This is a genomic window from Gemmatimonadaceae bacterium (genome assembly GCA_019637355.1).
Lineage (GTDB): Bacteria > Gemmatimonadota > Gemmatimonadetes > Gemmatimonadales > Gemmatimonadaceae > Pseudogemmatithrix.
Window position 1 is genome coordinate 1,241,566 of sequence record JAHBVT010000001.1, and the last position, 23,583, is coordinate 1,265,148.

General features: G+C 69.9%; 23 protein-coding genes and 2 tRNA genes. 14 read left to right on the forward strand and 11 right to left on the reverse strand.

The window, feature by feature from the left end; genetic code table 11:
- Window positions 1-6 precede the first annotated feature (6 nt).
- Window positions 7-1,815 (forward strand): hypothetical protein, encoded by a 1,809-nt coding sequence (locus KF689_05660; protein ID MBX3132857.1) that lies wholly within the window; start codon window positions 7-9, stop codon window positions 1,813-1,815.
- Here KF689_05660 and KF689_05665 read toward each other — a convergent pair.
- Window positions 1,805-2,896, reverse strand: coding sequence for an alanine--glyoxylate aminotransferase family protein (locus KF689_05665; protein MBX3132858.1), 1,092 nt, complete (start codon window positions 2,894-2,896; stop codon window positions 1,805-1,807). The genes KF689_05660 and KF689_05665 overlap by 11 nt on opposite strands.
- Before the next feature lie 2 nt (window positions 2,897-2,898).
- On the reverse strand, window positions 2,899-3,276 hold the full coding sequence (gene crcB, locus KF689_05670) for a fluoride efflux transporter CrcB (GenBank protein MBX3132859.1): 378 nt from the start codon (window positions 3,274-3,276) through the stop codon (window positions 2,899-2,901).
- 122 nt (window positions 3,277-3,398) lie between these two features.
- Here crcB and KF689_05675 point away from each other — a divergent pair, with 122 nt between their 5' ends.
- Genes KF689_05675 through KF689_05685 form a run of 3 tightly spaced genes read left to right on the forward strand, consistent with a single transcriptional unit; the run spans window position 3,399 to window position 4,761 of the window.
- The gene (locus KF689_05675; protein MBX3132860.1) at window positions 3,399-3,737 is read left to right on the forward strand and encodes a hypothetical protein; all 339 of its coding nucleotides are present in this window, start codon (window positions 3,399-3,401) and stop codon (window positions 3,735-3,737) included.
- 27 nt (window positions 3,738-3,764) lie between these two features.
- Window positions 3,765-4,475 (forward strand): YafY family transcriptional regulator, encoded by a 711-nt coding sequence (locus KF689_05680; GenBank protein ID MBX3132861.1) that lies wholly within the window; start codon window positions 3,765-3,767, stop codon window positions 4,473-4,475.
- Window positions 4,438-4,761: a DUF1905 domain-containing protein gene (locus KF689_05685; GenBank protein ID MBX3132862.1), complete on the forward strand. Its 324-nt coding sequence runs from the start codon at window positions 4,438-4,440 to the stop codon at window positions 4,759-4,761. The genes KF689_05680 and KF689_05685 overlap by 38 nt, the downstream gene beginning before the upstream one ends.
- Window positions 4,762-4,779: 18 nt before the next feature.
- On the opposite strand, the gene KF689_05690 is transcribed toward KF689_05685, so the two are convergent.
- From KF689_05690 to KF689_05705, 4 genes are all read right to left on the reverse strand, one after another.
- Window positions 4,780-5,226, reverse strand: a complete 447-nt coding sequence (locus KF689_05690) for a hypothetical protein (protein ID MBX3132863.1) — start codon at window positions 5,224-5,226, stop codon at window positions 4,780-4,782.
- Between the two features lie 123 nt (window positions 5,227-5,349).
- Window positions 5,350-5,436: transfer RNA gene (locus KF689_05695), tRNA-Leu, on the reverse strand.
- 59 nt (window positions 5,437-5,495) lie between these two features.
- A tRNA-Gly gene (locus KF689_05700) sits at window positions 5,496-5,568 on the reverse strand.
- Window positions 5,569-5,612: 44 nt separating this feature from the next.
- Window positions 5,613-6,125: a hypothetical protein gene (locus KF689_05705; protein ID MBX3132864.1), complete on the reverse strand. Its 513-nt coding sequence runs from the start codon at window positions 6,123-6,125 to the stop codon at window positions 5,613-5,615.
- Window positions 6,126-6,187: 62 nt separating this feature from the next.
- On the opposite strand from KF689_05705, the gene KF689_05710 reads away from it, so the two are divergent.
- From KF689_05710 to cmk, 8 genes are all read left to right on the forward strand, one after another.
- A complete protein-coding gene (locus tag KF689_05710) occupies window positions 6,188-7,192 on the forward strand; it encodes a M20/M25/M40 family metallo-hydrolase (protein ID MBX3132865.1) in 1,005 nt (334 codons plus the stop codon).
- Window positions 7,193-7,306: 114 nt separating this feature from the next.
- Window positions 7,307-8,383, forward strand: coding sequence for an aspartate-semialdehyde dehydrogenase (gene asd / locus KF689_05715; protein MBX3132866.1), 1,077 nt, complete (start codon window positions 7,307-7,309; stop codon window positions 8,381-8,383).
- A complete protein-coding gene (gene lysC / locus KF689_05720; protein MBX3132867.1) occupies window positions 8,380-9,735 on the forward strand; it encodes a lysine-sensitive aspartokinase 3 in 1,356 nt (451 codons plus the stop codon). The genes asd and lysC overlap by 4 nt, the downstream gene beginning before the upstream one ends.
- Entirely contained in the window at window positions 9,735-10,430 is a 696-nt protein-coding gene (locus tag KF689_05725) for a hypothetical protein (protein MBX3132868.1), read from the forward strand. The genes lysC and KF689_05725 overlap by 1 nt, the downstream gene beginning before the upstream one ends.
- Complete coding sequence (gene dapA, locus KF689_05730; GenBank protein ID MBX3132869.1) at window positions 10,427-11,314, forward strand: 4-hydroxy-tetrahydrodipicolinate synthase; 888 nt, start codon at window positions 10,427-10,429, stop codon at window positions 11,312-11,314. Before KF689_05725 ends, dapA begins: the two co-directional genes overlap by 4 nt.
- A 23-nt stretch (window positions 11,315-11,337) precedes the next feature.
- Window positions 11,338-12,168 carry a 2,3,4,5-tetrahydropyridine-2,6-dicarboxylate N-succinyltransferase gene (locus KF689_05735; protein MBX3132870.1) on the forward strand — a complete coding sequence of 277 codons (831 nt, stop codon included), beginning with the start codon at window positions 11,338-11,340 and terminating at the stop codon, window positions 12,166-12,168.
- Window position 12,169: 1 nt separating this feature from the next.
- Window positions 12,170-13,450 (forward strand): 3-phosphoshikimate 1-carboxyvinyltransferase, encoded by a 1,281-nt coding sequence (gene aroA, locus KF689_05740; protein ID MBX3132871.1) that lies wholly within the window; start codon window positions 12,170-12,172, stop codon window positions 13,448-13,450.
- Window positions 13,422-14,126 carry a (d)CMP kinase gene (cmk, locus tag KF689_05745; GenBank protein MBX3132872.1) on the forward strand — a complete coding sequence of 235 codons (705 nt, stop codon included), beginning with the start codon at window positions 13,422-13,424 and terminating at the stop codon, window positions 14,124-14,126. Before aroA ends, cmk begins: the two co-directional genes overlap by 29 nt.
- On the opposite strand, the gene KF689_05750 is transcribed toward cmk, so the two are convergent.
- Window positions 14,123-15,571, reverse strand: a complete 1,449-nt coding sequence (locus tag KF689_05750; GenBank protein MBX3132873.1) for a chloride channel protein — start codon at window positions 15,569-15,571, stop codon at window positions 14,123-14,125. The genes cmk and KF689_05750 overlap by 4 nt on opposite strands.
- A gap of 157 nt (window positions 15,572-15,728) precedes the next feature.
- Here KF689_05750 and KF689_05755 point away from each other — a divergent pair, with 157 nt between their 5' ends.
- Window positions 15,729-17,525 carry a 30S ribosomal protein S1 gene (locus tag KF689_05755; protein MBX3132874.1) on the forward strand — a complete coding sequence of 599 codons (1,797 nt, stop codon included), beginning with the start codon at window positions 15,729-15,731 and terminating at the stop codon, window positions 17,523-17,525.
- 151 nt (window positions 17,526-17,676) lie between these two features.
- Entirely contained in the window at window positions 17,677-19,458 is a 1,782-nt protein-coding gene (locus tag KF689_05760) for a stage II sporulation protein M (GenBank protein ID MBX3132875.1), read from the forward strand.
- On the opposite strand, the gene KF689_05765 is transcribed toward KF689_05760, so the two are convergent.
- From KF689_05765 to KF689_05780, 4 genes are read right to left on the reverse strand one after another with little or no spacing between them, the layout of a single operon-like run.
- The gene (locus KF689_05765; GenBank protein MBX3132876.1) at window positions 19,436-20,695 is read right to left on the reverse strand and encodes a DUF58 domain-containing protein; all 1,260 of its coding nucleotides are present in this window, start codon (window positions 20,693-20,695) and stop codon (window positions 19,436-19,438) included. The two genes, KF689_05760 and KF689_05765, sit on opposite strands and share 23 nt — an antisense overlap.
- A 59-nt stretch (window positions 20,696-20,754) precedes the next feature.
- Window positions 20,755-21,720: a MoxR family ATPase gene (locus tag KF689_05770; protein ID MBX3132877.1), complete on the reverse strand. Its 966-nt coding sequence runs from the start codon at window positions 21,718-21,720 to the stop codon at window positions 20,755-20,757.
- A 1-nt stretch (window position 21,721) separates the two neighbouring features.
- Window positions 21,722-22,987: a hypothetical protein gene (locus tag KF689_05775; GenBank protein MBX3132878.1), complete on the reverse strand. Its 1,266-nt coding sequence runs from the start codon at window positions 22,985-22,987 to the stop codon at window positions 21,722-21,724.
- Window positions 22,984-23,583, reverse strand: a complete 600-nt coding sequence (locus KF689_05780; GenBank protein ID MBX3132879.1) for a DUF4129 domain-containing protein — start codon at window positions 23,581-23,583, stop codon at window positions 22,984-22,986. Before KF689_05780 ends, KF689_05775 begins: the two co-directional genes overlap by 4 nt.

Here is a 23,583-nt window from a genome sequence, read left to right on the forward strand (position 1 = left end):
CCACCTATGAGTCCTGATTCCACACCGCTGGATCCTTCGCTCGCCCCCCTGCCGGCAGTGCCGTGGCAGGTCACCGGCAACCACTGGTTGGCGCTCCCGTGCATCCATCCACACGACGGCGCCATCCACGCCGTCGGCCTGCTGCACCGCGGGGCGCGCTCGGCGGTGGAGTTCGCCGGCCACGCGGGCTTCGCCGATGGCGAGGGGCCGGCGCTGGCGCGGCCGGTGATCCGCATCAACGGGGAGGTCGCCGAACTGGCGCGCGCAGGTATCGCCTGGGAACGCGCGCTGCACTGGCTGCCGACGTTCACGTCATCCGTCGGCGACCTGGTGGTGCGCGGGACGGTCTTCGCGCCCTTCGGGCAGGACGCCGACATCGCCGGCGCCGTGTACACGCTGGCCTTCGAGAACCGCGGCAAGCGCCCGGTGCAGCTCGAGGTGGGACTCGAAGGCGTGCTCGGTCACCGGCAACTCCGCGTGCGGACGCCGCGCGCCGCTGAGGACGCGCACCGCGTGCGCGAGGCCGCCAACGGCGTGGTCCTGCTCGATGGCGTAGCCGTGCCTGGCATCTGCGCACTGGCCTTGGCTGCCGACGGCGATGCCAGCGTATCCGTCACCGACGGTGCTGCGCCGAGCTTCAGCATCACGCGCGCGCTGACGCTCGGGGCGGGGGAGCGCACCGAGCAGGCGTTCTACATTGCCGCCGGTCCGGAGCGCGACGGCGCCGAGGCCACCGTCGGCGTAATGCGCCGTCGCGGCTGGCGGTCGCTGCTCACCGTCACCCGCGACACCCTGCGCCTGCTCGAGCAGTCCACCGGGATGGAATCGCTGGACGCACTCATCACGCGCAACCTGTGCTTCGCGTACTTCTTCGGCGTGGCCCGCGCGCTCGACGACGCGCAATTCTACCTCGTGCGCAGTCGCGCGCCGTGGTGCGCCTGGGGCGTGACCGTCCGCGACTGGGAGGCCTTGGCCTGGACCGTGCCGGCCGTGCAACTGGCGGACGCGCCGCTGGCGCGCGAGCTCATTCTCCGCGCCTGCGAGATCCACGGCTACGCACCGGGACGCGGCGTGCACTACCTCGACGGCACGCTCTTCGAACCGGGCTTCACGCTGGAGGGCTGCGCCTCGTACGCCGTCGCCACGGAGCGCTACATCCGCGAGACCGGTGACGATCAGATCGTCGAAGAACTCGTGCTGGCCGACACGCTCTACGCCACCAGCGACGAGCTCGCGGCGCGGCGTGATGAGAAGCACCCGCTCTACCACACCGAGGTGACGCTGGACCGACGTCCCGCCGCGCTGCCGTTCACGCTGCACGGCAACGCCGTAGTCGCCTACGCGCTGGACGCACTCAGCCGCACGCTTGATGAAGAGGCCGCGCGCGACGTCCAGGATGCCGCGGCGGTGCGCGCCGCGCTGCGACGCCACTTCGCCGTCGGGACCGAGTCCAAGTCCACGCTGGCCGCCGCCGCCGATCTCGGCGGGCGTCACGACCTTGAGGACGACAGCGTCGGTTCGGCGCTCTGGCTCCCGATGTGGGAGGCCGCCGACCGCAGCGATTCGCTGTATCGCCGCACCGCCAAGCGGCTCCCTGAGACCGACCGCCTCGTGCGCCGCATCGCGCGGCTACTCGGCCCCGACGCCGCAGAGACGCTGGAGTGGCTGCGCGTGGCGCCGCTGCACCAAGGGCTCGCGGCGGAATCGGTAGACGACGACGGCGAGGCGCGCTCGCACGGTGGCGATGCGGCGCTGAGCGGACTGTTGGCCTACACCGTCTGGTACACGGTGCACGCCTTCGGGATCAGGCCCTAAGCACGTCCGTCAGCGCATCGAGGCAGCGCTGGAGGCCCTCCACCGAGTGGTCGCCCATATGCCCGATGCGGATCGTGGAGTCCTGGAGCGGGCCGTAGCCGCGACCGATGATGAAGCCCTTCGCCTTGAGTGCCGCCACCACCGGCGCGGCCTCGCGGTCGGGTGGCAGTTGGAGGCAACTCACACTCGGACTGCGCGCGCCAGCGGGTGATTGGAACGCGAGGCCGATGCCCTCGGCGTTCCGTGCCGCGACCCACTGCTCGGTGGCCGCCTGCATCGCCGCGTGCCGCGCCCAGCGGGCCTCGATGCCTTCGGCGGTGATGGCGCGCAACTGCTCGTCGGCCGCGTAGAAGAGCGGAATCGCCGGCGTCGTTGGCGTGCCGCCGCGCAAGGCAGACTCCTCGTACTCCACCGGATCGAGGTAGCGCCCGCGCTCCGGCACCACGCCGGCCTGCAGGATGTACGCCTCGCTTGCCACGCCGAAGGCCAGTCCCGGCGGCAGCGCCAATGCCTTCTGCGAACCGGTGAACACGAAGTCCACGCCCCAGGCGTCCGTCTCGATCGGCGCGGCACCGAGACTCGTCACGGCATCGGCGAGCACCATCACGCCGTAGCGGTGTGCCAGTTCTGTCAGCGAGCGGAGGTCGGCAAGCGATCCGGCGCTGGTCTCCGAATGCACGAGCGTCATCGCCGCGTACGGCGTCTCGGCTAAGTGTTGCTTGACCAGCGCCAGCGGATGCGTCTCGCCCCACGGCACCGAGACGATCCGCGCGCGGCGGCCACAGCGCTGCGCCACGCGCGCGAAGCGCTCGGCGAAGGCACCGTTGACCAGGGAGAGGACCGGGCCCTCGGGCGCGCCGCGGATCGCCATCTCCATCATCGCCGTGGCCGAGGCGCTCACCGAGTACACGGGACGCGCCGTGCGGAACGCCAACTGCAGCGCCGCGCTCAGGCGCGCGTACAGGGCGATGAACTCCTCGCTACGGTGCGAGACCATCGGGCGGCACATCGCCTGCAGCACCTCCGGGCGCACTTCCGTGGGCCCGGGCAGGAAGAACGAGCCGTTCGCGATCGTGGGCACGGTCAGGAGCGTGCGAGCGCGAAGCCGAGTGCGGCGGCGCCGACCGAGGCGACGACGCTCAGCGTCGCGTACGCCACCGCGCGCAACGGCGCGCCGGCGTGAAACAGCGAGACCGTCTCCAGCGAGAACGTCGAGAAGGTCGTGAATCCGCCCAGCAGGCCTACGCCGAGGAAGGCACGGAGTGCAGGTGAGGCGTCGGGGCGGTCGAATCCGGCGCCGGCCAGCGCGCCGAGCGCCAGCGAACCCAGCACGTTGATGGCGAGTGTGCTCCACGGCAGCGTGCCCGCCGCCACTGGCAGGAGGCGGCCGACGGAAAAACGGAGCAGCGAACCGAAGGCGCCGCCGCCGGCGACGCCGAGGAGGATCGGGAGGGAGGGCACAGGGGAAATATGCAACCGACGCAGGCACCGAGCGGCACTCCCGCGACGCTGCTGACAGCACGCTGGCAGGAGGGGGTGGCGAGCCTTCTGGCACCACAACCACCTGTTTCAGGAGAGGAGATATGGAGACGCTGTGCATCGAAATGGCCCCGTTCACGCTCGCGCCCGGAACCTCGGAGGACCAACTCCTGGCGGCGTCGGATCGCCTGGAGCGCGAGTTCCTCGCGACCGCCGACGGATATCTGGGGCGCGCGCTGTCGCGGCTGCCGGACGGCCGATGGACCGACGTGGTGCTCTGGCGCTCGCGAGAGGCCGCGTACGCGGCAATGGGGCGAGTTCACGGCAGCGAGGCCTGCAACGCATACTTCGGGTGTATGGTCGCCGAGCACGCCGGCGCACCGGAGAACGGGGTGACGCTGCTCGCCGCGGCCCGGACATTCGGCGTGCTCCGCGGGCTCTGAACATCCACTCCCGTTGCGGAGGAAGAGTTGCGCCGTGCCGATCGACTGTACCGCATCACCGAGTACCTCCGCGGCCGTCGGCTCACGACGGCCGCCTGGTTGGCCTCGCGGCTGGGGGTGTCGGTGCGTACCGTGTATCGCGACGTGGCGGACCTCTCTGCGTCCGGTGTGCCGGTCGTCGGCGAGGCGGGGGTCGGCTATGCACTCGCGCGGCGAATGGACCTGCCCCCATTGATGTTCACCCGCGACGAGTTGGAGGCGCTGGCGCTGGGCCTGCGCTTCACGCAGGCCGCCGCCGACGCGCCGATGCGAAGTGCCGCGGAGCGGGCCCAGGCCAAGATTCGCGCGGCGGTGCCGCGGGACCTCGCCGAGCGGATGCGCGAGACGCCGGCATTCGTCACGCGGCGCGACCCCGCGGTCTCGGCGCGACTGGCCGAGCTTCTCGCGGCGGTGGACGGCAGGCGGGTGCTGCGCCTCGATTACGCCGATGCCAAGGGTGCCGTCACGCGGCGGAACGTGTGGCCCTTGGCCGCATTGTGCAGTGCGCTCGCGTGGACGGTGGTCGCGTGGTGTGAGCTCCGCGCGGCCTTTCGCGCCTTCCGCCTGGATCGGATTCGCAGCCTGACCCCGCTCGCACGCAGCTATCCCGTACAGCCGGGGCGCACGCTCCAGGACTACTTCAACCGGATGCACGACGAGTATGGCCTCGCGCCGACCGACTTCGACCCCGAACGCTGAGCGCTCCGCGCCGGGGTATGGCGGCCGCTTCGTGGCGCCGCTGTTCCGCTGGAGCGAAGGCAAGGGCGCCTGGTACTTCGTCCGCGTGCCGGACCGCCTCGCACCGTCCTCGACCCACGGCTGGGGCCGTGCCCCGGTCACCGCGACCGTCGACGGCAGGACCTGGGAGACGAGCGTCTGGCGCGAGAAGTCCGGACGCACGCTGCTCGCCGTGCCCAAGCATATCCGGGGCGCCAAGGACGACGGCGATCGCGTGACGGTGACGCTGCGGTACGCGGCGCTCTAGCGCCGCATACCGCAGGGTTCACTCGATATAGAGCGAGTACGCCCCGCGCTCGCCGGCCCGGAACGACGTCGCGCCGACGTAATAGGTCCCGGGCACGAGCTTGACCGTCAGCCACGAGTCCGTGGCCTCGCCGCCGTCGTCATCGTCCGCGACGAGCACGTCCCACTCGTCGAAGAGCATCAGATAGGCGTCGAAGTCGTAGGACTCCATATAGAAATCCACCCACGTCGTGTGGTACACGCGCAGCTCGTAGTAGTCCACATAGCTCTGCGTGCCGTCATCCGTGGTGCAGTCCCAGGCGGTGAGCGCCGCGTGGGTCGTGGAGGGGCGCTGCACCCAGCGCGCGCGGCAGTCCGGCCCCTCGTCGACGATGACGGTCGACGGGCCGGTGAGGTCCACGCAGGCTGCGACCAGCGGCAGGGCGAGCGTGGCAAGAAAGGCGCGGAGTCGGGTGGCGGCACGCATCGGAGCGATCCTCCCCTTGGGGATGAAGTCGACTGCTCCGTGCTGCTAACCCCACCTGCGGGAAAGGTCCCTGGGGTTCCCGGGTTCCCGCGGCGGCCAATCCCGAGGGACGGGGCACCGCAATGCCGGGGGTGGGAATCGAACCCACACGGGGGTTGCCCCCCAAGGGATTTTAAGTCCCTCGCGTCTCGCCAATTTCGCCACCCCGGCAACGCAAGACGGGAGCGGCCCCGGAGGGCGCTCCCGTCAGTCCTGCGCTCGATGCTCAGAGCGGGAAACGGGACTCGAACCCGCGACCCCAACCTTGGCAAGGTTGTGCTCTACCAACTGAGCTATTCCCGCGTGCTGAACAGAATAGCCAGTGCGGGCGCAGGCTACAAGTCGCGTCAGAGGTACCGCGCCACCGACATCCCGACGGCGGCAAACGCCAGTAGCCAGATTGCCGAGGCCGAGGCCAGCCCGGCGCGCCGCTGGAGCTTGCCCAACTGCGCGCGGGTTCGCGCCGCGTCCTCCTCCGACATTCCGGGCAACTGCGCGGCCAGGCCCGCCGCCTTGAGGCCGGCCGGACGGGCAATCGCGAGCGCGACCAAGAATGCGACGATGCTCGCCAGCCCGGCGGCCGCATATGTGTGCCCCATCCGCGTGTGGAAGTAATGCGCCGAGAACCCGCCCGAGACGATCCACATCAGCCGGATGCCGCTGAGCATCGTCGCGACGGCGACCAAGGGCAGCACGGTGAACAGCTTCCGGCGCTGCATCTCGGCGAGGATCGGGCCGGCGGCCGGGCCGGCCTTGGCGAGGGCTGGCGTGATGAACAGCGCCGCATAGATGCCGCCGCCGGCCCAGAAGATGCCGCCGCAGACGTGGACGAGCCGCAGGACCAGCAGTTCGATGGACATTGTCTCGGGGGGAGGGGTGTGCTCTGCAAGAGTGGCGCAACAAAGAGTAACTTTGGGCGTCTATGACCGCATCTGCCGACGTCGTCGCGCTCGCCGCCGAACTGCTCGCCATCCCCTCTACTACCCGCGACGAAGGCGCGGCGGTGGACTTCGTGGCGCGCTGGCTGGTGGCCCGCGACTGGAACGTCACGGTGCAGGAAGTCACGCCCGGGCGCGGCAACATCTGGGCGTCGCGCAAGGGCGGGGGCGTCACGCTCTCCACGCACCTGGACACGGTGCCGCCCTACGTGCCGCCGCGCCGCGAGGACGGCCGGCTCTACGGCCGCGGCGCCTGCGACGCCAAGGGCATCGCCGCCGCGATGATGGTCGCCGCCGACCGTCTCGTCGCTGCGGGCGAGGAGCGCGTGGACCTGCTCTTCGTCGTCGGCGAGGAGCGCGGCTCCGACGGCGCGCGCCTCGCCAACCAACTGCCGGCCACCTCGAAGTGGCTGATCAACGGCGAGCCCACCGAGTCGGTGCTCGCCTCGGGCTGCAAGGGCGCGCTGCGCGTCATCGTGCGCACCACGGGGCGCGAGGCCCACTCCGCCTACGCGCACCTCGGCCAGAGCGCCATCACGCCGATGCTCGAACTGCTGCAGGAACTTCCCCAGCTCAAGCTGCCGGCAGACCCCGTCCTCGGTCCCAGCACCGTGAACGTCGGCATCATCCGCGGCGGCACGGAGGCGAACATCGTCCCCGGCGCCTGCGAAGCCGAGATGATGGTGCGCCTCGTCGGCGACGTCGCCGAGGTCAAGAAGATCCTCAAGCCCTGGGCCAAGGGACGTGCCGAACTCGAGTTCGGCTCGCACATTCCGGCGCAGCACTTTCACACCGTGCCCGGTTTCGACACCGCCCCGATGGCCTACACCAGCGACATCCCTCTGCTCGGCAACTGGGGCACGCCGCTGCTCTTCGGTCCCGGCTCCATCCACGTGGCGCACACGCCGGAGGAGCACATTGAGGAAGCGGAGTTGAAGCAAAGTGTTGAGAGCTACGTGAAGCTGGTGAAGCACTTACTCGACGGATGACGAATGACGGACGCGTGATACGCGAACGCGTCAGCCTCGTCGCGCCTGTCTAGCATCCGTCATCCGTCATCCGTCCGTACTCAAGTCTCCCGTCTCAAGTCTCCTGTCTCAACCGTGTCCGATCCCAGACTCCCCGTTGCCATCCTTGGCGCCACCGGCGCCGTCGGCCAGACCTTCGTCCGGTTGCTGGCCGGCCATCCGTGGTTCCGCCTGGCCGAGGTCGCGGCCTCGGACCGCTCGGCGGGCAAGCGCTATGAGGATGCGACGAAGTGGATCGAGGGCACGATGCCGGCGGAGGTCAAGGACCTCGTCGTTACCACTTGCGACCCCGCCGAGGTGAAGTCGAAGGTCGTGTTCTCGGCGATGGATGCCGTCGCGGCGGAGACGGTGGAGCCGGCCTTCGCGGCGGCGGGACGCTTCGTGCTCAGCAACACCAAGACCTTCCGGATGACCGAGGACGTCCCCCTCGTCATCCCAGAGGTGAACGCCAACCACCTCGCGTTGCTCGACGCGCAGCGGGCCCGCGGCTGGAGCGGCGGCGTCGTCACCAACGCCAACTGCGCTGCCATCGCCGCGACGATGGCGCTGGCGCCGCTGCACGAGCGCTTCGGCCTCACCGAGCTCTTCATCGCGACGATGCAGGCGGTGAGCGGGGCGGGGTACCCGGGCGTGCCGTCGCTGGACATCCTCGGCAACGTCATCCCCTACATCGGCGGCGACGAAGAGGGCAAGATCGAGCGCGAGATGCAGAAGATGCTCGGCACCCTCGAAGGCACGCGCATCGCCGAGGCGCCGTTCGTGGTGAGCGCGCACGCCAACCGCGTGCCGGTCGAGCACGGCCACACGGTGGTGATGTCGGCCAAGTTCCGGCAGAAGCCGAGCCCCAGCGAAGCCATCGCGGTGATCCGCAATTGGCAGGGCGAGGTGGCATCGCTCAGGCTGCCGAGTTCCCCAGCGCGTCCACTGGTGCTCGCCGAGCAGCCGGACCGACCGCAGCCGCGCCGCGACGTCCAGCTCGGCAACGGGATGACCGTCACCGTCGGCCGCGTGCGCGAAGATGCGATCTTCCATCTCAAGCTCGTCGCGATGGGCCACAACACCATCCGCGGCGCCGCGGGCGGCGCGGTGCTCAACGCCGAAGTGCTCGCGACCACCGGGCGCTTGGGCTGGACCCCGCCAGGCCGCCGATGATTGTCTGCAAGTTCGGCGGGACCTCGGTCGGCGACGCCGGCGCCATCGCGCGCACGGTGGGCATCGTGCGCAGCAAGCTGGAGCGCGAGCCCGTGGTAGTGGTCTCGGCGCTGGCCGGCACGACGAACCGCTTGATTGAACTCGCCGAGCAGGCGGCCAAGGGCGAACTCATCGTCGCGCTGGCGATCTGCGAAGAACTGCGCACGCGGCACCTCGAGACCATCGCCGAACTCCTCGGCGGCGACGCGGCGCACGATGACGTGGCGGCCGAGACGGCCGCGATGTTCGACGAACTCGCGCACCTCGCCGAGGCGCTCTCGGTGCTCGGTGACCTGACGCCGCGCTCGCACGACGCCGTCGCATCGATGGGCGAGCGCCTCTCGGCGCCGATCGTCGCCGCTGCGATGGCGAAGGCAGGCATACCCGCGGTGTACGTGGATGCCCGCCGCGTGATGGTCACCAGCGAGGACTTCGGCCGCGCCGAGCCGCTGGCTGACGACATCGCCATCGCCTGCCGCGCGACCATCGCGCCGCTGTTGCGCGAGGGCAAGGTGCCGGTGCTCGGCGGGTACATCGGCGCCACGCGCGCCGGCGTCACCAGCACGCTGGGTCGCGGCGGCTCCGACTACTCGGCCTCGCTCTTCGGCGCGGCGATGGAAGCCGAGGCCATCGAGATCTGGACCGACGTGGACGGGATGCTCACCGCCGACCCGCGCGTCGTGAGCGGCGCGCAGCTCATCGGGCACATCCGCTTCGACGAAGCCGCTGAGCTCGCGAACTTCGGTGCCAAGGTGCTGCACCCCAACACCATCGCGCCGGCCGTGCGCCGGGGCATCCCGGTGTTCGTGTTCAACTCGCACAAGCCGCAGGGCACCGGGACACGCATCACCTTCGACGCGCCGCGCACGCCCGTGCGCGCCATCGCCGGCAAGACGCGCACGGTGGTCGTGAAGATCCGTTCGCCACGAATGCTCGCCACCCCCGGCGCGCTGCGAAAGATCTTCGAGGTCTTCGAGCGCAACCGCACGTCGGTGGACGTGGTCGCGACCTCCGAGGTGAGCGTCAGCGTGACCGTCGACGACGACCAGCATCTCGACGCCGTCGTCGCACAGCTCAGCGCCTTCGGCGACGTGGCGGTGGAGCGCCAGCGCGGCATCGTGGCACTCGTCGGCGCCGGACTCGGCGAACACACCGCCACGATGGCCCGCGCCCTTTCCGCGCTCGGCGACCTGCGCTTGCATATGGTCTCGCTCTCGGCCACTGGCATCAACCTCACCCTCATCGTGGACGGCGACCAAGTGAACGAAGCGATGCGTCGCCTGCACGCGGCCTTCTTCGGCGGAGCGGCCTGATGACCAAGCTGGCGATCCTCGGGACGGGGAAGATGGGAGCATTGCTCGCCCAGCTTGCCCCGGCGCAGGGCTTCACTGTGGTGGCGCAGCTCGGCGAGACCGAGACGCGCCAGGGCCTCAGCGCGGCGCTGCTCGCCGGCGCGCAGGTGGCAATCGAGTTCACGGTCCCGACGGCGGCGGCCGGGCTCGTGCGTGCCTGCGCCGACCTTGGGGTTCCGGTTGTCAGCGGCACCACCGGCTGGGACGCCGAGCGCGCGACGGTCGAGACCTTCGTACGCAGCTCGCGCGGCGCGCTGCTCTGGGCGCCCAACTTCGCGCTGGGAGTGCATCTCTTTGCGAAGGTGGTGGAGGAGGCCGCACGACGCTTCGCCAACGAGCGCGCCGGCTTCGATGCACACTTGGTGGAGACGCATCACGCCAAGAAGCTCGACGCCCCGAGTGGCACCGCGCGGATGCTCGCGACCGTCGCGTCGCGCGCCCGCGGCAAGGACGTGCCGGTGACCAGCATCCGCACCGGGCAGGTGCCGGGCACGCACGAGTTCGTCTTTGACGCCGCCTTCGAGCAGGTGCGCGTGGTCCACGAGGCCCGCGACCGACGCGTGTTCGCGTCCGGCGCACTCGCCGCCGCGGCCTGGCTCGTCGGCAAGCGCGGCGTCTTCACGCTGGATGACTTCCTGGGAGACGTGATCCGATGACCGTAGCGCTCCGTGGCGCGATCACCGCGCTGGTCACCCCGTTCAACGCCGACGGCTCGCTGGACGAAGCGGCGCTGGCGAAGCTCGTTGAATGGCAGATCGCCGAAGGCATCCACGGGCTCGTCCCGGTCGGGTCCACCGGCGAAGCCGTCACGCTCTCCCTCGCCGAGCGCGAACGCGTCGTGCGGATCGTCGCCGAGGCGGCCAAGGGCCGCGTGCCGGTGATCGCCGGCGCCGGCTCCAACGACACCGCTGCCGCCATCGAGGCCTCGAAGGTGCTGGGCAAGGCCGGCGCCACGCACCTGCTGCACGTCTCGCCGATGTACAACAAGCCGCCCCAGCGGGGCATCGTCGCGCACTTCACCGCCGTCGCCGACGCCTCGCCGCTGCCGATCGTGCTCTACAACGTGCCCGGCCGCACCGGCAGCAATATGACCGCCGAGACGACCCTGGCTCTCGCCGAGCACGCCAACATCTGCGCAGTGAAGGAAGCCAGCGGCAACACCGGGCAGATCGACGCCATCCTCCGCGGACGCCCCGAAGGCTTCGGCGTGCTCAGCGGTGATGACGGCCTCACGCTGGCCGTGATGGCAGCCGGCGGCGACGGCGTGATCTCGGTGATCTCCAACGCCGTGCCGAAGCTCTGCGCGCAGCTCACCGACGCACTGGCCGCCAGCGACCTCAAGACCGCCAGCCTCATTCATCACCGGCTCGCGCCGCTGGTGGACGCCGCGTTCATCGAGAGCAATCCGATCCCGATGAAAGCCGCGCTGGCGATGATGGGCAAGATGCGCAACGTGCTCCGCCTCCCGCTGGTCCCGCTCGACGCCAAGCACGAGGCGCGGATGTCCGCCGCGCTGCGCATCGCGGGGGTGGCGCTGTGACGCTCAAGCTCACGCCGGAGCAGTTGGAGCAGCAGGTCGAGCGGCTCTTCCCGCTCGCCGCCGAGAAGCTGCCGCCAGAGACGGAGGCCGTGGTCGAGGCACTGCTCGAGGCGCTGGAGGCAGGCACCGTCCGCTCGGCCGTCAAGGACAAGAAGGGGAACTGGAAGGCCGTGCCCTGGGTGAAGCGCGGCATCCTGCTCGGCTTCCGCTCCGGGCGCGTCGTCGAGATGTCCGGCAAGGATTCACCGTTCCAGTTCTTCGACAAGCACACCTATCCGCCGCAGAAGCTCACGCTCTCGCGCGGCGTGCGTCTCGTGCCCGGCGGCTCGTCGGTGCGGCGCGGGGCCCACATCGCGTCCGGCGTGGTCTGTATGCCGCCGATGTACATCAACGTGGGCGCCTACGTCGGCGCCGGCACGATGGTCGATTCGCACGCGCTGGTCGGCTCCTGCGCGCAGATCGGCGAGCGCGTGCACTTGAGCGCTGCCGCGCAGGTGGGCGGCGTGCTCGAGCCGGTGAACGCATCCCCGGTGGTCATCGAGGACGACGTGATCGTCGGCGGCAACTGCGGCGTCTACGAAGGCACCGTCGTGCGCGAGAAGGCCGTGCTCGCCGCCGGCGTCGTGCTCACGCGCGGCACGCCGGTGTTCGACTTGGTGAACGAGGAGGTGCTTCGTGGCTCGGCCGATGCGCCGCTGGTGATCCCGGCGGGCGCCGTCGTCGTGCCCGGTGCGCGCGCCGTGAAGGGCGGCTTCGCCGCCAAGCAGGGGCTCTCCGTGCAGACGCCGCTGATCGTGAAGTACCGGGACGAGAAGACCGACCTCGCGACCGCGCTCGAGTCCTGGCTCCGCTAGGATGACGCGCGCGGCGAATCGTTCTGCTGCACTCCGGGTTCCCGGCGACAAGTCCATCTCCCACCGCGCGCTGATGCTCGCGGCGCTGGGCCGCGGCCCCTCGCGGTTGCGCGGGTTGCTGCAGAGCGCCGACATCGAGTCCACCGCGCAGGTACTCCGCGACCTCGGCGTCAACATCCCCGCGCTCGACGACGCGGAGGTGATCGTCGAAGGCCAGGGACTGCGCGGCCTGCGCGCACCCGCCGGGCCTCTCGACTGCGGCAACTCCGGCACGACGGCACGGATGATGGCTGGCATCGTCGCCGGCGCGGGACTTTCGGCGACCTTCACCGGGGATGCATCACTCAGCCGCCGGCCGATGCGTCGCGTGGCCGCCCCGCTGCAGGCGATGGGAGCCAGCGTCACGCTCCCCGAGCACGGTGGCCTGCCGATGACGCTCGGCGGCGGCGCGCTGCGCGGCATCACGTGGCGGCCCGAAGTCGCCAGTGCGCAAATCAAGAGCGCAGTGCTATTGGCCGGCTTGGTCGCGGACGTGCCCGTGGAGGTGGAGGAACCCGCCGCCACCCGCGACCACACCGAACGGATGCTCCGCGCGCGCGGCGTGGACCTGCGCGTCGAAGGCCTCAGCGTCGCGCTCAACCCGCGAGCGCGTCTCGATGCCTGCGACGTGGACATCCCGGGCGATCCCTCATCGGCCGCGTTCGTCGCCGGCCTCGCCGCGATGGGTGGCGTCCGTGGCGGCGCGCTGCGGGCCGAGAACGTGGGGATCAACCCTGCGCGGCTCGGCGGCTTCCGCGCGCTCCGCCGGATTGGCGCTGTCATCGAGCACGAAGACGTCACCGACCAAGGCGGGGAACCCGTGGCGACCCTCGTCTGCTCCGCGGCCACGCTGCGCGGCATCATCATCGCACCCGAGGAGATCCCCGGCCTCATCGACGAGCTGCCGCTGCTCGCCGCCGTCGCGGCCCGCGCCGAAGGCGAGACGCGCGTCACCGGTGCCGAGGAGCTGCGAGTGAAGGAGAGCGATCGCATCGCCGCGATGGTCGCGGGTCTCCGCGCCGTTGGCGCCGACGCCGAGGAGCTGCCCGACGGCTTCGTGGTGCGCGGCAGCGACCGCCCTCTGCGCGGGCGCGTGGTCACGCACGGGGATCACCGCATCGCGATGGCCTTCGGCGTCCTCGGCGCCTTGCCGGGCAATGCCATTGAAGTCGATGACCCTTCGTGCTGCGCCGTCAGTTGGCCAAGTTTCTGGGATGACCTCCGCGCCCTCACCCGTGACTGAGCGCCGCCGACCGCTGGTGGTGGCCATCGACGGCCCCGCCGCTTCCGGCAAGAGCTCGACCGCCAAGTGGGTGGCGCGGGAGCTCGGCCTCCGGCACGTGGACTCGGGTTCGCTCTACCGTGCTGCAACCGCCGCGGCGCTGCGCAGCGGCCGCGCGCCGGAGACTTGGCTCGAGCGGGACGTGCTCGCCGCAGCCCAGCCGCTGCACCTCGTGCCGGCCGAGACCACCTTCCACCCGTACCTCGGCGACGAGGACCTCGAAGCCGAGATCCGTGGCAAGGAAGTCACAGCCAACGTGAGCCTCGTGGCGCGGATGCCGGCCGTGCGCACGTGGGTGAACGCGCAGGTGCGCGCCGCCGCCGAGGGACATCCCATCGTGGTGGACGGCCGCGATATGGGCACCGCCGTGTTCCCGCAGGCGCGAGTGAAGGTCTTCCTCGTCGCTGACCCCTGGGAACGCGCGCGGCGCCGCCTCGTGCAGCGCCTGCAGCGGGCGCCCGATGACGCCGAGATCGCCGCCGAGGTCGAGGCGCTGGTGCAGCGTGACCTCAAGGACGAGGCGCAGACCCAGCAGGCCAAGGACGCCGTGCTCATCGACACCACCTTCCTCACGCAGGAAGAGCAGGTGCAGCGCATCGTCGCGCTGGCCCGCCAGGCGCTGAAGGGCGCGCCTTAGGCGATCTCTTCGCGGTTCAGCTCGATGTCGTGCCGCCGCAGCCAGCCCGAGTACAGCGAGTCCTTCTCGTAGCGGCGCATCACCGCCTTCGTCACGACGACGGCGAGCATCAGCGGCATCACCAGCTCGAAGTCGTGCGTCATCTCGAACACCAGCAGGATGCCGGTGATAGGTGCGCCCGTCGCGCCGGCGACCATCGCACCCATTCCGGCGAGGGCGTACAGCGCCGGGTCCACCTGCGCGCCGGGCAGGGCATTCTGGGCGAGCACGCCGAAGGCGCCGCCTGTCGTCGCGCCCACGAAGAGGGCAGGGGTGAACACACCGCCCGAGCCGCCGGTGTTCAGCGTCAGCGACGTGGCGACGATCTTGGCGATCGCGAGTCCGAACAGCGTCCACCACGGCATCCGGCCGAACAGGTCCAGCGGCGCCGAGAGGTGTCCGTCGCTGGCCACGGCGCCTTGGGTCACGAAGACGATGATGCCCACCAGTGCGCCGCCCAGCCACGGGAGCCACTTGGCGCTGATGCGCCCGCTGCGGACGAAGGCGTCCACGCCGAAGTAGGTGCGCACGAAGAGCGTGCCCATCAGCGCGCAGACCACCCCGAGGGCGGGCAGCAGCAGGCCAATCTCCCAGCCACCGAGCTCGCCGAGTTCGCCGGGCACCGGAAACGCCGGCCCCGAGCCGAAGATGCCGCGCGCCACGACGGCGGCCACCACCGCCGCGACCACCACCGGCGAGAAGTAGCCGCCCGCGAAGGTGCCGAGGATCTCCTCGAGCGCGAAGAACGCCCCGGCCAGCGGCGCGTTGAATGCGGCGGCGATGGCACCGGCCGCGCCGCAGGCCACGAGGACGCGCAGCCGGCCCGGCTTGAAGCGGAACATCCGCCCCAGCCAGGAGCCCAGCGTCGCGCCGATTACCACCACCGGGCCCTCGGCGCCCGCCGAACCGCCGCCGCCGATGGTGATGGCACTGGCCAAGGTGCGGCCCAGGGCCGGGCGCGGCGCGATCCGTCCGCCGCGGTGCTCCACCGCGGCTTGGATGTCCGGCACGTTCAGGCCGTCGTGCCCGCGGCCGATGACGCGCACCGTCCACGACGCCGTCGCGAAGGTGACGGCTGTGAGTAGGGGGCGGAAGGCCAGCAGCCCCAGCTCGGGCAGCACGAGGGCCGGCCAGACGACAAACGCCGAGTGGGCCAGCGCGATGCCCTTGTAGAAGGCCAGCACCCCAAGCGCCGCGCCAATGCCGATGATCACCGCGAAGGCGACGAGGGTGGGTTCTGTGCCGAGGCGCAGGGCGGTGAAGCGCCCCACCAGATAGTCGCGGCCCCCGCGCAGGGCGTGGAGCAGGCGCCGGCGACCCCGGCGCACCTGCGTCCTGACGACCCGGATGGACCGGCTCGACCGCCGCGCCGGAGGCCGCGCGTCGTCGGGGGGTGGGACGTTCATTCCGCGCAGAATCTAACCCCTTACACGGCAACGCGTTTGCCTTGACCTTCCGTCTTCCGTCTTGTAGCTTCAAAGGCTGTCCGGAAATCCCGGCCAGTGCGTACCCACTTAATCCTCGTCCGCGGCGAGCCGAACCCCCGCGTGTGGAGATGTCGCAATGACTGCCGTCGAACCCGAAACGCTGACCCCTGAGGAAATCGCGCGCCAGAAGCGCGATGCCCAGCGCGCGCAGCTCCGCCCCCTCGCCAACCGCCGCCCCGAGCTCTACGACGAAGACGAACTGTCGTCGGATGAGTTCGAAGCGATGATGGAGATGTACAACGGGACCCTCGCCTCCATCGAAGAAGGCGAGATCGTCAAGTCCCGTGTGCTCGAGATCCGCGAGAACCTCGTCGTCCTCGACATTGGATTTAAGTCCGAAGGCACGATCCCGCTCGAAGAGTTCAAGGATATGCCCGAGCTCAAGGTCGGGGACGAAGTCGAAGTCCTCCTTGAGCACCTCGAAGATTCCGAGGGCTCGGTCGTCCTGTCGAAGAAGAAGGCCGACTTTATGCGCGTGTGGGAGCGTATCCGCGTCGCGTACGAGTCCGACCAGCCGGTGACCGGCACGCTCGTCAAGAAGATCAAGGGCGGTGTGGTCGTCGACCTGATGGGCGTCGACGCCTTCCTCCCGGGGTCGCAGATCGCGCTGCGGCGCGTCCCGAACATCGACGAGCTCCTCGGCCAGACCTACGAGTTCAAGATCATCAAGCTCAACAAGCGCCGCCGCAACATCGTCGTGTCTCGCCGCGTCATCCTCGAGACCGAGCGGGCCGGCAAGCGCGAGAAGCTGATGAAGGAGCTCAACAAGGACCAGGTGCGGAAGGGCGTGGTCAAGAACATCACGGACTTCGGCGCCTTCATCGACCTCGGCGGCGTGGACGGCCTGCTCCACATCACCGATATGTCCTGGGGCCGCATCTCGCACCCCAGCGAGATGGTCCAGATCGGGATGGAGCTCGAGGTCAAGGTGCTCGACATCGATTGGGAGCGCGAGCGCATCTCGCTCGGCCTCAAGCAGCTCCAGGCCTACCCGTGGAAGGACGTGGCCGACAAGTTCCCCGTCGGCACGCGCGTCAACGGCAAGGTCGTCAGCATCACCAACTACGGCGCCTTCATCGAGCTCGAGCCGGGCATCGAGGGCCTCGTGCACATCTCCGAGATGAGCTGGACGCGCAACGTCCGCCATCCCTCGAAGCTCGTCAGCATCGGCGAGGCCATCGAGGCCGTGGTGCTCAAGGTCGATTCCGCCGAGGAGAAGATCTCGCTCGGGATGAAGCAGACCGAGCAGGATCCGTGGATGGTGCTGCCGCTCAAGTACCCCGTCGGCACGCGCCTCAACGGCAAGGTCCGCAACCTGACCTCGTTCGGCGCCTTCGTCGAGATCGAGCCGGGCATCGACGGCCTCATCCACATCTCCGATATGTCCTGGACCAAGCGCGTCCAGCACCCGTCGGAGGTCGTGAAGAAGGGCGACGCGGTGGACGTGGTCATCCTCAACATCGACGCCGAGAACAAGCGCATCTCGCTCGGCCTCAAGCAGGCGTCTGAGGATCCGTGGCTGCGCATCGGCGAGACGCTGCCGGTCGGCACCGAGCTCCCGGGCAAGGTCGCCCGCCTGATGGACAAGGGCGTCGTCGTGGACATCGGCAACGACATCGAAGGCTTCGTGCCGCTCTCGCACCTCAACCTCACCGGCCAGCAGGTCAACAGCTCTGCTGACGTGGCGTGGGAAGGGATGGCGATGAACGTGCGCATCCTCGAGGTCGATCCGATCCACCGTCGCATCGTGCTTGGCGTCGTCGACATTCCGGCGGGGCAGGAGCGCCCGGCGGAGCCGTCGAAGGTGCACACGGAAGATGAGGATAACATCCCGATTCCGGCGGATCTTGATGCCGTTGCCGACGAGGAGTAAGTCCTCGGCGTGGACGGATGACGGATGACGGATGCAAACGGCGCCCCGGTCGAGCGATGCTCGGCCGGGGCGTTGTGCGTTCGGCCGCTCGCTGGAGGCGGGCCCGCGCGATAACTTCGTGGGCGTGACCATCCGCGCCCGAGTCGCCTGAGTGCTGAACGATCGCGTCGACGTCGAGACGCCGGAACTCGTGGTCGTCTCGTACGACCTCGCCGGCGTGGGGAGCCGCATCAATGCGGCGTTGATCGACTACGCCATCTGTCTGGTGGCCATCATCGGAGTGTTCGCGTTCACAGTCGCATCGCTCCCCGATGGGTGGCGATCGTCGGTGGACTCCTCGGCTGCCGTCGGGTGGGCGCTGGCGATTATGACGATGGCGCAGTTCGTCGTGATGTGGGGCTACTTCGTGCTCTTCGAGGCGCTGGCGGATGGCCGGACGATCGGCAAGCGCGTGATGCGCCTGCGGGTGGTGCGCGAGGGGGGACTCTCCGTGACGTTCGGCGCGTCGGCGGTGCGCAACCTGATGCGCATCATCGATATGCAGCCGGGGTTCACGTATGCGGTGGGCATCGTATCGATGATGCTGCAACACCAAGGACGACGGCTTGGTGACCTCGCTGCCGGAACGCTCGTGGTGCGGGAAGAGCTCGTGCCACCGCTGGTGACGGAGGCCGGTGCCGGTGCGGCCGAATCGCTCCCGACCGCGCAGGCCGAGCTCAACGAAGCGGAGTTCCTCCTGCTCGATCGCTTCATCGATCGCCGCTCCGAGTTTGACTCCGAGCGCAGAGCCCAGTTCGTATCACAGTTGCGGACGCAGTTTGCGAGCCACCTGGTCCGCTTTGCCGGGTCGAGTCCGCTCGCGCAGTTGGTGCAGTTGCACGCGGCGGAGCGCGGAGCGCGTGCGCGCGGTGCCGCCGTGCGCCAGGACACGGGGGCCGCGCGCGAGCGCCACGCGATCGTGGCGGCAAACGCCACGCGCTGGAGCGCCTTTTCCTGGCGGCTCGCGCGTGCGCAGCAGAACGGGCTCCGCAGCTTGGGGGAGGAGGGCGTGCGCGACTTCGTCGCGGAGTACCGTGAGCTGACCGCCGACTTGGCGCGGCTTCGCGCGGCGACGCAGGGCGGGGAGAGCCGAGAGCTGTTCTACCTGAACCGCTTGGTGTCCGCCGCACACAACTTGCTGTACCGTCGCCGGACGATCCCGGTGACCGACGCCGTGCGCTTTCTCTTCGTCTCCGTGCCGCAGGAGATCCGGCGCTCATCCTCGGTGATCCTGTTGGCCGCGCTCCTGCTCTTCGTGCCAATGGCGGTGACTGGCGTGGCGGTGCTCCGCGACCCGGATGCAGCGGTGGCCTTCTTGCCGCCGGCGATGCTTGATCGCGCTGAAGAAGGCGTGGCGGCGGCCAAGCGCGGCGACGGCTATGTCGAGATTCCTGAGATCTATCGGCCGACGATGGCGTCAGGGATCATCGCCAACAACATCCAGGTCGCATTCCTCGCCTTCGCCGCCGGCATTACGGCCGGCGCGATCACCTGCGTCGTGCTGGTCAGCAATGGCTTCAGCATCGGCGCGGCGCTCGGGCTCTACGGCGCGAAGGGCATCTTCTCCCTGATCCTCGCGTTCATCGCTCCGCACGGCGTGCTGGAACTGGTTGCGATCTGCATCGCCGGCGGCGCTGGCCTGTTGCTCGGTGCGGCGCTGTTGATCCCTGGCGACCGGACGCGGCGCCGCGCGCTGCGCGAGAACGGCCAGCGGGCCATCACGCTGGTGGCTGGCGCGACGTTGCTGCTCCTCGTCGCCGGTGTCATCGAGGGGTTCATCTCACCGATCTCGTGGTGGCCGCTCGAGCTGAAGCTCATCGTGTCGGCGATCACGAGCCTGCTGCTGTACGGGTACGTCCGGCAAGGCGCCGTCAGAGCGAACCGCGCGCCTTGAGCTCGAGGTAGCGGTTGATGACGCTCGCGGTCATCACCTCCGGGCTGACGTCCAGCACCACGGCGCCGGCGCGCCGCATCCGCTCCAGCGCCTCCTCGCGCGACTCCAGCATCTCGGCCGCGGCGGCAGTGGCGTAGAGTTCGGTGTCGCTGGTCTCGGCGCGTGGGACGGCGAGCGCGTGCAGGGGATCGTTGCGCAGCGCGACGACCAGCACCAGATGCCGAGCGCTCGAACGCGAGACGTGGGCGATCAGGGCTCGCGATGCGCGGACGCCGAGCACGTCCGAGTAGAGCACGATCAGCGCCCGCCTCCGCTGCTGTGCGGCGAGAAAGCGAAACGCCGAGGCATAGTCGGGCTCGACGGTCGAGGCCGTGACCGGCACGAAGGCGTCGCGGACGTCGCGCAACGCGCCGCGACTGCGATGCGCCGGCACGAACGCGCGGACCTTGTCGTCGAAGACCATCGTCCCGACCCGGTCGCCGGCCATTACCGCGACGTCGGTCAGGATGAGCGCCGAGGCCAGCGCCTGCTCGAAGCGAGAGAAGTCGCCCGCGAGTTGCGTCATCCCGCGTCCGGCATCGATGAGCGTCAGGACGGTTTGGGCACGCTCGATTGTGTACTCGCGCGTGATTGGCTTGGACCGCTTGGCCGTCGCCTTCCAGTCGATGTGGCGAACATCGTCGCCCACGACGTACTCGCGAAGGCCGGCGAATCCCTGGCCCTCGCCGCGTAAGCGCTGGAGCCGGACGCCGGCAGTCTCGAGGCGGTGTTGCATCAAGAGGAGGCGAAACCGGCGCACGCCCGCAACGCTCGGCAGGACGCGAATGCGGTCCTCTGGCGTCGCGCGGATGCGCACGCCGACGAGGCCAAGCGATGTCGTCAGCCGCACGCCGACGGGCCCGAGCACGTCTTCTGCCCGCTTGATGCCGCGCAACGGGACCTCGACGCTTGTGGTGCTGTGCGCCGCCACCACAAGCCGTGTGGTGCCCAGTCCGCCGGCGACGCAGGGGGGAAGGCGGTCCTGCGCCAGGGCGCGCAACGGCATCGCGGTCGCGTTCGTGAAGCGGTAGCTGATCGCCGCGTCGTCGCCCAGTCCAGTGCTTTCCGGTGCCTCTCGCGCAATGCGGAAGCTATGACGGCTGGGGAGCCGGAACAGGTCGATCACCACGCCGAGCGCGATGGCCCCGAGGGCCGTCGCGCCCAGTAGCGAGCCGATGCCTGGCACAATCCAGAGCATGGCTGCGATCGCGAGCGCGACCGCGAGCCGCCGTTCCGGAACGAAGAGCGCCCGAGCGGTCATTTCGGCGCGGCGACGCGCAGGAGGATCTCGTCCAGCAACTGGTCGGCATCGCGGCCCTCGACCTCAAGTTCCGGCGCGACGACGACGCGGTGCCGCAACACCGACGGTACCCGCGCCTTGACGTCGTCGGGGAGGACGTAGCCGCGCCCGTCGAGCACGGCGGCCGCACGCGAGGCGCGCATCAGCGCCACGCTCGCGCGGGGGCTCGCGCCGAGCGCCAAGCCCGGCTCTTCGCGCGTCGCGCGCGTGATGTCGGCGATGTAGCCCTGCACCTCGGGTGCGACGCGCACCTCATCCGCCAAGGCACGGATGGCGATTGCCTCGTCCCGGTTCAAGACCGGCGTGACCAGCGCGGTCGCGCCACTGCGCTCGGGGTCGAAGCCGGCCTCGTGGGCCGCCAGCATCGCCATCTCCGCGTCGCGGTCCGGATAGCGCACCACGCTCTTGAGCAGGAAGCGGTCCAGTTGCGCGTCCGGCAGCGGGAAGGTGCCGTCGTGCTCCACGGGATTCTGTGTCGCCACGACGGTGAAGAGATCGTGCAGCGGACGCGTCACGCCGTCGGTCGTGACCTGCCGTTCGGCCATCGCTTCCAACAGCGCAGCCTGCGTCTTGGCCGGCGCGCGATTGATCTCGTCGCCGAGCAGCAAGTCGGTGAAGATCGGCCCGGCCTGAAACTCCCATCCGCGCGTGGCGTCGCGCATCACCGAAATGCCGGTGATATCGCTCGGCATCAGGTCCGGCGTGAACTGCACGCGCGTGAACCCGACGCCGAGCGCCGCGGCGAGCGCGCGCACGAGCAAGGTCTTGCCCGTACCCGGCACGCCTTCGACGAGCAGGTGGCCGCGCGCGAGGAAAGCGATGATCGCATCGTTGATCAGCTCCGGCTGTCCAACGATGCATTCAGCGAGCGTGCCCCTGAGCCGGCTGGCGTAGGCGGCACCCTGTTCGATGGTGAGCGTCATATCAAGTAGGTCGCGTGAGGGTGGTTTCGATGCGATGGAGCGCGGGGCCAAGCGTCGGCAGTTCGCGGCGGAGCAGGGAGTCGGCCTGCGCGCGTCGCACCAGCGCCACGTCCTCCGCAAGCTCGGGGTGCCGAGTGGCGACGAAACCCAGCCACGACACGTCGTCGAGGGCTCCGTCGTGGCGCGCGGCGGGCGCGAGCGCTCCGCGCGTCACCCGACGGCGTAGCCCGCGGAGCAAGCGTTGCGCGACGGTGCGGGTGGCGCCGACCTGGGCGTATGCCCGGGCCAGGGCATCCACGTGTTCCAGTGGAGACCGCCGCTCGATGCGCTGCTCGACCCGCGGGGCCACGATGCGGGGGGCGAACGCGACGAGCAGGACGAGCCCGGCGAAGGTCAGTTGAGTGAGCAAGTGTCCTGACGGGGAGTTCCGGAGGTACAAGGCGACCGCGGAGATGGTGCCGGGCTGCGCTCCGAACGCCTGATGGTACTCATCAAAGACGATCCGGCTGCGCGACACTGTCCCGCCCTCGCGCAGGAACTCGAGCGCGCGCACTGCCGCCACGTCCAGTCCGGTGAGGCAGTCCCGCATCGCGTCGGTGCGGAACACGTCCGCGTCCGCGGCGACGACCATGCGTCCCCGTCCGAGCGTGAAGCCCATCATCGTCGGTGCGACCCGCGCCGCCTGCTGCTGTGAGCGCTGCCGCGCGGACTGGATGAAGTGCACCACGTCCTCTGGGGGGGCGCCGCGCCAATCGAAGCTCAACATCTGGGGCGGGGAGCCGAACCACAGCGAGAGCGCTGCCGGGAGTTCGCGGCCCCTGCAGCGAGCCGAGTCCGACTCGATCCACTGCATCTGACCGCCTCGCTCAGTGATCCGGAGTCTGAGGCTATCCTGCAAGGCGCGAGTCGTCGGACCCAGCACAACCAGCGCGCCGCCCCCGGCGCGGACGTGATTCAGCAGCGCGTGCGTCTCGCCGACGCGGAGGGGCACCACCGGGTTGAGCACCGCGTGGATGGTGCGGTGGTCGGTGTCGAAGCTCGGCACGAGTCGTCGCTGCGTCTCCCAGCCCAGCCGTCCCGCGAGGTCGTACAGGAGCTTCGCGCCGAGCGGCCCTGCGGACGTCGTCGTCAGCCGGGGATCGCCGCTGCGCGGCCCGGGCCGCGATGGGGCAAACAGGACGCTGAGCGTCGTGAGCGCCAGCGCCAACGGCAGCACGAGTCGCGGTTGCGTCCACCACGGTGATTTCCGTGTTGCCGGCGTGGTCACGCGGCCAGCTCCCGGCCGATCAGCGGCTGGGCCGCGGCGCGGAGTGCGGCGAAGTCCTCAGCGGTGCAGGACTGAAGGTCGTACACCACGCGGTCGTAGCGTGCCCGAAATCCTTGGAAGGCGCGCGCTGCGGGCACCCCGCGGCGCTTCATCTCGCGTGCGTAGTCTCCAGTCGTCTTCGAAGGGTGGAGCGTGATCTCGCCCCGTCGCGAGCTCGCCACCAGGAGGGCGGCGCAGAGCTGTTGCGCCGCCTCGAGATACGCGCCCGCCGCCGCCAGACGCTCCGCCTCGCGCGAGGGGTCTGTGCGGGTCGTCCCACGCACGGTGCCGGGAGCGCTCACGCGGAACTCGCGCTCCGCCCGGAGATTCACCACGGAGCGAATCACGACGAGCACGATCAGCAGGATCACGAGGCCAATCAGCAGCCAGGGACCAAGCTTCACGTTCGGCAGGACGTCGAGCACGCGGAGCAGCTGCGCGATGCCCCAGTCGGCGAATCGACTGAACAGCGACTGGGTGACGTTGCGCTGATACCCGAGCCCCTCGACGATCGCCGCGGTGCTGTCGCGAATCGCGTCCGCTGTCCACGGGGGCAC

Excerpts from the sequence above, each read along its gene's own strand:
- KF689_05690 (MBX3132863.1), bottom strand. The coding sequence starts at position 5,226 with ATGCGTGCCGCCACCCGACTCCGCGCCTTTCTTGCCACGCTCGCCCTG.
- KF689_05660 (MBX3132857.1), top strand. The coding sequence starts at position 7 with ATGAGTCCTGATTCCACACCGCTGGATCCTTCGCTCGCCCCCCTGCCG.
- KF689_05750 (MBX3132873.1), bottom strand. The coding sequence starts at position 15,571 with ATGAACGTCCCACCCCCCGACGACGCGCGGCCTCCGGCGCGGCGGTCG.
- cmk (MBX3132872.1), top strand. The coding sequence starts at position 13,422 with ATGACCTCCGCGCCCTCACCCGTGACTGAGCGCCGCCGACCGCTGGTG.
- dapA (MBX3132869.1), top strand. The coding sequence starts at position 10,427 with ATGACCGTAGCGCTCCGTGGCGCGATCACCGCGCTGGTCACCCCGTTC.
- lysC (MBX3132867.1), top strand. The coding sequence starts at position 8,380 with ATGATTGTCTGCAAGTTCGGCGGGACCTCGGTCGGCGACGCCGGCGCC.
- KF689_05710 (MBX3132865.1), top strand. The coding sequence starts at position 6,188 with ATGACCGCATCTGCCGACGTCGTCGCGCTCGCCGCCGAACTGCTCGCC.
- aroA (MBX3132871.1), top strand. The coding sequence starts at position 12,170 with ATGACGCGCGCGGCGAATCGTTCTGCTGCACTCCGGGTTCCCGGCGAC.
- KF689_05675 (MBX3132860.1), top strand. The coding sequence starts at position 3,399 with ATGGAGACGCTGTGCATCGAAATGGCCCCGTTCACGCTCGCGCCCGGA.
- KF689_05770 (MBX3132877.1), bottom strand. The coding sequence starts at position 21,720 with ATGACGCTCACCATCGAACAGGGTGCCGCCTACGCCAGCCGGCTCAGG.
- KF689_05705 (MBX3132864.1), bottom strand. The coding sequence starts at position 6,125 with ATGTCCATCGAACTGCTGGTCCTGCGGCTCGTCCACGTCTGCGGCGGC.
- KF689_05765 (MBX3132876.1), bottom strand. The coding sequence starts at position 20,695 with ATGCTCTGGATTGTGCCAGGCATCGGCTCGCTACTGGGCGCGACGGCC.
- KF689_05685 (MBX3132862.1), top strand. The coding sequence starts at position 4,438 with ATGGCCTCGCGCCGACCGACTTCGACCCCGAACGCTGAGCGCTCCGCG.
- KF689_05725 (MBX3132868.1), top strand. The coding sequence starts at position 9,735 with ATGACCAAGCTGGCGATCCTCGGGACGGGGAAGATGGGAGCATTGCTC.
- KF689_05755 (MBX3132874.1), top strand. The coding sequence starts at position 15,729 with ATGACTGCCGTCGAACCCGAAACGCTGACCCCTGAGGAAATCGCGCGC.